The organism is Chamaesiphon sp. OTE_20_metabat_361 (assembly GCF_031364565.1).
The window spans coordinates 1-9,174 of the sequence record NZ_JANLWO010000430.1 but is presented as its reverse complement, the minus strand read 5'-3'; the positions used below and the strand labels follow the sequence as shown (position 1 = coordinate 9,174).

General features: G+C 48.4%; 10 protein-coding genes and 1 pseudogene. 3 read left to right on the top strand and 8 right to left on the bottom strand.

Going from position 1 to position 9,174, the window contains the following annotated elements; all coding sequences use genetic code 11:
- Both RMO35_RS12535 and RMO35_RS12530 read right to left on the bottom strand, forming a co-directional pair.
- On the bottom strand, window positions 1–1,029 hold a 1,029-nt coding region (locus tag RMO35_RS12535; protein ID WP_309741607.1), incomplete at its 3' end, for a DUF4335 domain-containing protein.
- 277 nt (window positions 1,030–1,306) lie between these two features.
- The gene (locus tag RMO35_RS12530; RefSeq protein WP_309741608.1) at window positions 1,307–1,576 is read right to left on the bottom strand and encodes a YciI family protein; all 270 of its coding nucleotides are present in this window, start codon (window positions 1,574–1,576) and stop codon (window positions 1,307–1,309) included.
- 403 nt (window positions 1,577–1,979) lie between these two features.
- On the opposite strand from RMO35_RS12530, the gene RMO35_RS12525 reads away from it, so the two are divergent.
- Window positions 1,980–2,927, top strand: coding sequence for a class I SAM-dependent methyltransferase (locus tag RMO35_RS12525; protein WP_309741605.1), 948 nt, complete (start codon window positions 1,980–1,982; stop codon window positions 2,925–2,927).
- Between the two features lie 131 nt (window positions 2,928–3,058).
- Here the strand turns inward: RMO35_RS12525 and RMO35_RS12520 are convergent, their stop codons facing one another.
- Window positions 3,059–3,367 carry a hypothetical protein gene (locus RMO35_RS12520; protein WP_309741604.1) on the bottom strand — a complete coding sequence of 103 codons (309 nt, stop codon included), beginning with the start codon at window positions 3,365–3,367 and terminating at the stop codon, window positions 3,059–3,061.
- A 283-nt stretch (window positions 3,368–3,650) separates the two neighbouring features.
- Between RMO35_RS12520 and RMO35_RS12515 the strand changes: the two genes are divergently transcribed.
- On the top strand, window positions 3,651–4,118 hold the full coding sequence (locus RMO35_RS12515) for a hypothetical protein (protein ID WP_309741603.1): 468 nt from the start codon (window positions 3,651–3,653) through the stop codon (window positions 4,116–4,118).
- A 324-nt stretch (window positions 4,119–4,442) separates the two neighbouring features.
- Here the strand turns inward: RMO35_RS12515 and RMO35_RS12510 are convergent, their stop codons facing one another.
- From RMO35_RS12510 to RMO35_RS12495, 4 genes are all read right to left on the bottom strand, one after another.
- Window positions 4,443–5,564: an aldo/keto reductase gene (locus tag RMO35_RS12510; protein WP_309741601.1), complete on the bottom strand. Its 1,122-nt coding sequence runs from the start codon at window positions 5,562–5,564 to the stop codon at window positions 4,443–4,445.
- A 161-nt stretch (window positions 5,565–5,725) separates the two neighbouring features.
- Window positions 5,726–6,379: a uracil phosphoribosyltransferase gene (gene upp / locus RMO35_RS12505; protein ID WP_309741599.1), complete on the bottom strand. Its 654-nt coding sequence runs from the start codon at window positions 6,377–6,379 to the stop codon at window positions 5,726–5,728.
- 173 nt (window positions 6,380–6,552) lie between these two features.
- Complete coding sequence (locus RMO35_RS12500) at window positions 6,553–7,392, bottom strand: TlyA family RNA methyltransferase (RefSeq protein ID WP_309741598.1); 840 nt, start codon at window positions 7,390–7,392, stop codon at window positions 6,553–6,555.
- Between the two features lie 49 nt (window positions 7,393–7,441).
- Window positions 7,442–7,840, bottom strand: coding sequence for an alr0857 family protein (locus RMO35_RS12495; RefSeq protein WP_309741597.1), 399 nt, complete (start codon window positions 7,838–7,840; stop codon window positions 7,442–7,444).
- Window positions 7,841–8,218: 378 nt separating this feature from the next.
- Between RMO35_RS12495 and RMO35_RS12490 the strand changes: the two genes are divergently transcribed.
- Window positions 8,219–8,578: a hypothetical protein gene (locus tag RMO35_RS12490; protein WP_309741596.1), complete on the top strand. Its 360-nt coding sequence runs from the start codon at window positions 8,219–8,221 to the stop codon at window positions 8,576–8,578.
- Between the two features lie 322 nt (window positions 8,579–8,900).
- Here the strand turns inward: RMO35_RS12490 and RMO35_RS12485 are convergent.
- Window positions 8,901–9,174, bottom strand: a pseudogene (locus RMO35_RS12485) (allophycocyanin subunit beta); the annotation flags it as partial.

Here is a 9,174-nt window from a genome sequence, read left to right as displayed (position 1 = left end):
GTCGCTAATTGGTTTGCCTAAATCCGCACCTGCAACGGGAGTGGTTGCTGCGATCTCGATTGTCCCTGTCGGATTGAATACGACGTTAAAATTACCGATCGCTTGATTGGGATTGGGATTTTTGATGGCGAGTTTGGGTAGCGGCGTGAGTTCGGACTGGGCGGGATTTGTCGTCCCGACAGGCTGATAACCGACGATCTGACCGTCCTGATTGACGTTGACTTGAAAACTAGCAGGTTGCGGCGATCGATCTCGCTGCTGCCAATCCTGACGGAGATCCCGCTGCAATTTCCGCTCTAGGAAGCCGAGTTGAGTCGCGCTAGTGAGAGTGCCAGTTTTGCTCGGTACGGCACTACTGGGTGCTGGCGTGGTAGTTGCTGCGGGTTGGGGAATAGCTGCGGGTGGCTTCGGAGTGGCGGGGGCGGTGGTTGTCGTCGGGAGGGGTGCCTGGGGAGCAGGGACTTTTGGTGAGGGTAGAGCATAGCCGATCAGACTCGCTGCCACCAAACTAGCTACTCCTAAGCCGATGGGGACAGCCTGTGTCGCGATCGGCTGGGCGATGGCTTTGCGAATCGGCTGGAGCGGAATTACGATCTCTGGTAAAGTTCTTCTGTCTGCCAGAAATTGATCGATCGCTTCGAGCAGATCGAATAGTTGCACTGTGGTTAAATTTACCCGTGTCGGCTGCGCCACGGCGGTAGCATCAGGATCCAGCGTTGCTTGGAGCTGATGGATATTGTCGCGATCGCCTTTAACTAGCGAAACTAGGCTGTGAGCTGGCTCTGACAAAGGGTGGGAGATCCCGCTTAAAAATTCTTGGGCATAGTTACTGACTGTTGTCACCAAACTAGTCAGAAAATCCCGTCCGCCAACTAGGGGCTGTTCGCAGCCGACAAAGTGGCATTCAGCATTAAACAAACTAGACATAATGGGGCGCGGATCGGTAATCCCAGTGGTGGATCTGCCATCACTCAACCCGTCTAAAACGAGGGTACAGTTTGGCAAACTATACTGACGGCGAATAGTCATGGTGATGCTGTTTGGTAAAATTTAAGATCTGTAATCCGATTATATCAATGGAGGGTGGCGCGATTACCTATAGCGTTCAGCTTCGCGTCGGATCTGCCGAAACGCGGCTACGCCAATGCGGTTAAGCAGGTTCGAGAGGGGGAATGCGATCTGAGTGGAGTGTCGATTTTGACATCCGCCCCAAAATCGACACCGATTATTTTAGAGTACCCATTGCTACTGGCGATCTTTCCTGCTAATTAGTTCGAGCGAATATTTGCCAAAATGTTCCCCAGCTTCAAATGGCTTGAATCCACTCTTTGACTTGATATTCCGTCCAAATTCCATTTACCCAGTAAGGATCGGCTTCGATGAGCTGGCAGACTTGCTGGGCATCAGTCGCTTCGTAGATGCCAAAAACTTTGGTGAGGTCTTGCGTTGGGCCGATCGTCACGAGGATGCCATCGGCCTTTTGCTGTGCTAGTCCCGCTAAATGTGCCGATCGATAGGGGGCGCGTTTATTGACAACATCTTCACAATAACTACCCCACAGCACATATTTAGTCATAACTTTTCTCATAGCAATCGACAGCCATTATAGCCCGATCTCCCCGATCGACCAGCTTGTTTGAGAATATTTCACCTCAGTGGCGATCGCCATAGCAATCGGGATGCCCCAGCAGTTTAGTCAATGAAAATCGCTGCCGAGCTAAGCAGATCGAATTTATCCGTCCATCGACCAGACCGTGACTACGAGCGCAATTTATGGCTAATAGGTAACAATTAAATATATATTCTTAGAGTATAATCTTGTTAGTAGTATGAGTCTATACAATGACTAGTAACGAGTATAGCTTCGTTCAACTTACACTTTCCTGCCTATTTTAGGCATCTACCAATGTCAATCAAATACCCCGTAGCATTAGTTTCCGCGCACAGATTATCTATAATATTCCAGAGAAATTTAGCTAATGTTAACCACTGCCGCGACGATATCCCCATATCTGGCTCCCAATATTCAGATCGATCGACTGATACAGCCTAGCCAGCCGCATTCGCGATCGATAGTCGATCGAGCGGCACCGATCCCGAGCTGTGAAATTCCGCATTGGAGTCCCGGTATGCTTGCCAATGCCAGCTTCTTTGGCGACCCAGAATTTGGATTGAAGTATTTTAAACTAGAAAATAGCAGTCAAGAATTTGCCAAACGCTGGCAAGCTGCTGTTGGCAATTGGGATGACAAAATTGTCATCGATATCGGCTGCGGCCCTGGTAATGTGTTCGCCGCCGTTGGTGGTTCGCCTCGGACGATCTTGGGGATTGACATTAGTCATGGTGCGCTGCAACATGCGCGGCAGATTGGTTACACGCCGCTACTCGCCGATGCTCACGATCTCCCCTTGATTGAAGGTTGCGCGGATATCGTCACTCTCAATGCCGTATTACATCATTGCGATGATATGGCGCAGGTTTTGGCGCAAGCGGCACGGCTAGTGCGTCCGGGGGGTTTGTTGATTACCGATGAAGACCCCTTGTGCAATACATCTACTTATCAAGGGTTGCCATTGCTCGTCGTCGAAGCTAGAAAAAGATTTCCGATGTATTGGTTGCCAGGGAGAGCAGATGTCTATAAATCTCCGCACGAGATCGCTTGGCGATTGGCAACTGAGATTCACAATGCTCAGCCAGGGGATGGGGTGACACCTGCACTCTATCACGATACCCTCGCACCATTGGGCTTTACGATCGAGCTGTATCCTCATTATCATAACGTTGGCGATGAGTTGTTTCGCGGCGAGCCAGGTAAATTAGGCTTCAAAGATCGGCTGATTGAGTTTTTAGCTGGCGCTGATGCCCCGCCACCAGCACAATCGATCGCCTGTATCGCTCGAAAAGCGCTGACAGACAGTCGAAATTAGCATTTTCAATCTAGCTCATCGATCCGAAAAATTAGCAGCTCTCGATCGCCAGATCGAGAGCTGCCACAGGATTAATACCTAAATTAACGCTAAGTTCTGGCTACCGAGATTGCCAGCATCGGCGAGCTAATTTAACTCTCTTCTGTCGCTGCTGCGTCTCCAGCATCAGCGGCTGTTTCTGTCTCTACATCCGTTTCTGATGCTGCCTTGATGACTGGGGGCTTAGCTTTGCTGGGTTTTGGCCCTCTCATCAGTGCGAGATTTTCAGGTGCTTTGGTTTCGTCTCGTTTGTTGGAGTCTCTTCTACTACTACCTTTGTCCCCACCGCGACTCTCACGCTCGCTACTCTTTTTCTTCGGAGCTTCGGAAGCTTTGGGGTTGCCGTCACTCTCAACAGGTGGATTTTGACGATCGGCTTTCTTGATTGGACGGTCTACCATTGTTTGGTTTTGAATTATTACTTGTATTTTAACTGGTGAGGGGGCGATCTCTACGACTCGTCCGCACCAACTTAGCTGTCTTGTCTTGACCGAAATCGCGCTGAGGTTCCCTCAACGTGCGTTTCGGTCGCTGATTCGCCAAACCCTCGGGGAACCCGAGGAGCGCGAATCGCTGCCATCTACTTTACAATACTTCCCACATTCGCGATCTGCGATCTCGGTCTTTTACATTACTTTGCACAAATGTTGATTTATCGGTGCTGGTTCCGTATACTAAGTCCCCATGCACGATCGACTAGAAAGAATCGAATCAATTAAGGCTGGCAGTCTTGGGGGAATTGCCGCAGGTATCTTCGATGGGATAACGATGCTTGTGGATCGATCTCTGTGGTTGAGCCACCCAAAATCGTTGCTAAGCCTGGGTGTGGAAGTGGCGATCGCGATCGTCAGCGGTTTCCTATTTGGCGTTACTTACCGTTATATCATCCGTACCGATCGCAACCATCATCTCAATTCTGGTGCGGTGTTAGCTTTTGGGCTGGTACGCGGTTTGGCGCATATTGATGTGGACGCGTTTAGTTTGTCACAAGTTTGGATCGATGGTTTATCAGTAGGTGAGAGTGTGGTGATGTTTGCGATCGCTCGATATACTCTAGACTATGCTTTGGCTGCGAGTTGGGTTCTATCATTTACACAACAAAGTCAATCAGAGTCGCTCGATATCGGTTCGGCTGCATCAACACTTCGATAAGTTACACACTTAGTTACAGTTGGGAAGAATATCTAGGTAAAATCTTAGATTGAGTTTGGTGTTGTTTTATCCAACCTACCATGCCCATATTTAACGGATCGGCGCGGTCGTCTGAAACAGTCGAAACACAAAATTTTCGCGGCTATTTCATCCGATCGGATGATGATGCGTTACACGCTATAATAGCTGCGTCTGTGTAAATGTTTTTTGTGCTGGTCGTCAACAAAATGTTCATTTAAGAACATTTTGAAAAAAGTTGAAATCTGCCGATCGAAGGGGTTTTCATGGCTCGATTGTGGCAAGAAAATGATAAATCTCGTGAGTTTATTCCCACAATCTTCTGCCCTGACGAGTATGCAGTTTTTCGTGAGCATCGGCTAACAATTCGGGAATATTTAATTCCTGCGGACAACGTGGTAGACAATCGCCACATTCGTTACAATGATTGGCTTTCATTCCGGGAAACCAATGTCCGGCATTTTCAAACATCTGGTAGCGGTATCGTCCATAATCGGTCATTTCATAAGCAACCGCCAGGTTTCGCAGTCTCAGTACTTCGGGGATATTAATCTGGGCGGGACAAGGTAAGCAGGCGTGACATTGACTGCATAGATCGGTGTTGAGACTGGTTTGTAATTGCTGCGCCAATCGATCGATAATTTCCTGTTCTATTACTGTAAGTGGATAGTGGGCATCGGCGAGATCGAGGGCGGGATAGAGTTCGTCAGGATTAGCAGCGCCGAGGCTGAGGGTGGTAATTCGATCGTCGGCTAATAGCCAGCGATAATTAAATGCTAAAGGTGTCAATGGTTGGCATAATTCTACTAGCTGCGGCGGTGGTGTGTAGAGTTTGCCACCTTTGTCCGCAGGGGAAATGATAAATATCCCCATGTCATATTTATTCGCTAACTCGATCGCAGGTGCTAATCGTTGGTAAAAATAATAATAATGCAGGTTGATAAATTCAAACAATTGTGTCTCTATCGCGGCTAAAATCAGCTCTAAGCTACCGTGAGTCGAAAAACCGAGGTGTTTGACCTTACCACACTCGATCGCGTCGCTAATCGCTGCATAACAGCCATTTTTCACCCAGTCTAAATGTTCGGCTGTATTAATCCCATGAATTCCTACGCAGTCGATATAATCTACTTGCAACCGCTCTAGTGATTCATCGATCCACTGTGCCATTAAGGCTCGATCGGCTGTCGGCGGTAATTTGGTTGTAATATGCAGTTGCGATCGATCTACTGGTAATCGATCGAGTGCTAGTCCCAAGTACCGCTCGCTTTGTCCGTAGCCTCTGGCTGTCTCTAAATGGTTGACCCCCATTTCGATCGCTTTTCGCACGGTACGATAAGCGATCTCAGGATCGGCTAAGCACCGCATCGTCCCGAGGGAGAATGCGGAAAGGGAAAGGTTAGTTTTGCCAAAACGACGATAGTGCAATTAGGTGTTAGGTATTGGGCTTTAGGCTTTAGGGATCGGATTTGGGTTTTAGGTTTTAGGACTGAGGGGTCGGACTTTAAACAGGACGTGGCTCATTCTGTTACTTGTTGTGCCAACAAGGATTTTCCCTAACACCTAATACCTAAAGCCTAACACCTTCCCTACGTTCCAAAAGCGCGATCGCCAACATCACCCAAGCCGGGGACGATAAAACCGGATTCATTGACATGTTCATCAATCATCGCGGCATAAATACTCATCGTCGGATAAGTTTCGCTGAGTTTTTGGAGAGCTGGGGGTGCGGCGATAATCGCAATAATCCGCACGTAAGCTGGATCGATCCCTCTTTTAACTAATTCTGTCATCGCTTGCATTATCGTCCCCCCAGTTGCCAGCATCGGCTCGGCGATGATAATCCGCGTGTCTGGATCGAAGCTATCGGGTAATTTATTCAGATAGCAACTGGGCAACAATGTCTGTTCGTCGCGCACTAGTCCCAGATGATAAATCGCCGACTCCAGAGGTAAGACTGACTGAATCCCCTCAACTAATGTCAATCCCGCTCGTAAAATGGGTACGATCGCCAGTTTAGTCTGCGGATGGACGAATGTTGCCGTGGTTTCCGCCATCGGTGTCGGAATCTGAAGCTCGATCGTCGGGAGCCATTCCCGAATCGCTTCATACGCCAACCATTTCCCCAATTCTGCCAAGGTTTGGCGCATGATTTTGGGCGATGTCTCGACATTCCGCGCCATCCCCAACCAATGTTTGATTAATGGATGTGGGGGGACATATACACGCAGTTGGATTGCCATAGTTCAGTTGGGAGATGGGGGATGGGAGTTGGGAGGTGGGATGAGGATTGGGGGACGAGGAGACGGGGGGATGAGGAGACGGGGGGACGAGGAGACTGGGAGACGGGGGACTGTTCTATATTCTATTAGCTCTACCCTCTACCCTCTCCCAACTCCCATCTCCAAACTCCCATCTACCCTCTACCCAACGCTTCGCGAGCAGATACAGTCAACAAATCGATCGCAGCTAAATCTGGTGGCGTTATGAGTTCATCACCATTTGTATTTAACCACAATAAATACTCAATATTCCCGGCGGGGCCGACGAGTGGCGACCAGGTTAAACCGCGATAATCCCAGCCTAACTCTTGTGCTGCTGCTAATACCCCCCAAATTGCCTTGGCTTGCGCTGCTAAATCTCGCACTACTCCATTTTTCCCGATCGCCTCTTTACCTACCTCAAATTGTGGTTTAACTAGCAATACGAGTTCTTTTGGTGGTGCTAGCAACAGTTTTAATGCGGGTAATATTTTTACCAGGGAGATAAATGATACGTCAACTACCCCCAGATCTGGTAGGATGGCTGAATATGCACCATCCACTCCGCCATATAGTTCGGTCGGAGCCAGATGGCGAATATTCGTCCGTTCGCGCAGAACAACACGATCGTCAGTCCGCAGTTTCCAGTCTACTTGACCGTAGCCGACGTCGATCCCGTAGACTTGCTTTGCGCCAGCTTGCAGTAGACAATCAGTGAAACCGCCTGTTGAAATGCCTGCATCCAAGCAGATCCGATCGCGTGTGGCGATCGAAAATACGTCCAATGCTTTGGCTAATTTTTCACCACCACGGGAGACAAATCGCGCTCTGGCTTTGACTTCAACTGTGGCTGTCACTAAGATTGCCGTGCCTGATTTATCTACGACTTCACCATTGACGCGCACTTCTCCAGCCTGAATCCAGCGTTGTGCTAACTGGCGAGATGCACATAAATTCCGTTCTACCAGTAATAAATCTAGACGTTGTTTTTTCAATTTTGCCAATACCGGAATAATATATCGATCGTGGAGATCGATATCATACTTACCCGATCGCCCGATCGCTAGTCACCGAGTGGTTATGGGCACTGTCCCATAGTTGCCACAGATATGATTCTACTCGATCTGGTAATTGGGTGACGAAGATCCCTTCGGCACTATCTAAGTCTGTTGCCAGCCAATAGCCTGGTAACTCGATTTCAACTCGATCGAGATCGCATCGATCGACACTCACACCTTGCACGCCCTCGCGATCCAGGTATGAATTAAGTGCCGTGGCTTCGCAAACCAGCGATGGCAATAAAAAAGTGGCTTTTTCGGCGCTAGTCAGGGTTTTCTGACCGATGCTAGTGTCGAATATCAATCGTTGCTCGATCCATTCTTCGAGATCGGAAGTCAGCAGTTCTAGATGTAGAGATGTTTCTGTGTAAATCAACTTCAACATGGTTTTTTCTGAAATTTGATGAAATCCGAGCGCTGGCTCATCGTTGTAGCTTAATGAAAGATTGTGAGGAAATTGTGAGGATCGATGGCGATCGCAAGAGTTCTCGCCATCGTCATCCGCGAGCTAAATTGAGTCGATGGCGTTCTGCACCCCGCTGTTGGTAACTTCGCGAGCGCTCCAATCCTAAATCGATCGCTACTGACAAATCCTACTAACAGTACTTTTGTGGTCGATTCCGTAACTGTTAATTTACAAAAGCGCACAAATGTACCGTATTACGGAATAATTATAAATAGAGTAGATGTTTGCAATTTAACGCGAATAATACTACGCTAAATACACCACCCTGTTTATACCAAGTTCTCGGAGCAACTGAAAATGCACACATTAAAGCGCACACCCACCACTGAGATGGAGGTGACTAGCATTCGTCTAGAGCGCGAACTAAAAGAACGCCTGAAAGAAATTTCTGGACATCAAGGCTATCAAGCTCTAATTCGTGAGGTTCTGTGGAAATACGTTCAGCAGAAATCTGGCGACTACCGCCACCGATTTACTTCTGAAGATATCCGCGCTACCGTTGCTGCAACTGCAAATGCCGAAGAGCGCTGTGGGATCACTGGCAAAATTATCAATCCTAACGAGCAAATGTTATTAGGTCTGACTAGTACTTGCGATCTGATTCCCCTTTCACTGGACAGTCTCACTGCTGTAACTCCAGAGCCAGCAGCAGCGTAATAGCCTAAACAGCTAATTAACCTTGCTCTCGCGTATGTGGCAGTTTGAACGATTATAATTGCGATGAGCGAACCTCACCGCAATTTACCAGAAAAGCAAAAGCTAGCCCTGCTATTTTAAATAGCAGGGCTAGCTTTTGTCTTGACCCAAACGCTTAGCACGAGGGAACCGTCTAGCGACACGTCTTCGCCTACGGCGCGATTTGGGTCGCTAAACCGTCGGGAAACAAAGGCTCAGCTTAGCATCCGCTTTCAATAAGTCTTGCTTATCACCATAACTGCTGGAGAGCCGAGTGCATCAGCACCACTAGTATCGACGCAACTTAGATGTCGCGTTCGCTAATTTCACGAGTCATATGGTCGAACGGCGCATCAACGCAACTAGTATCGAGCATCCCAGTTAATGCCAGCCGATCTTTAACTAGATCCTTCATGATTTGGATGCTCCGCACGGTAGGTGCAATCGGAGTACCCAGGGAGTTATAAGTCTCTCGCAAGCCTTGGAGTACCCGCTCGTCTAAAACATTCGTGTCTCCAGCAACGATCGCATAGCTAGCGTAGCGGAGATAATAATCCATATCCCGCAGACAAGCAGCA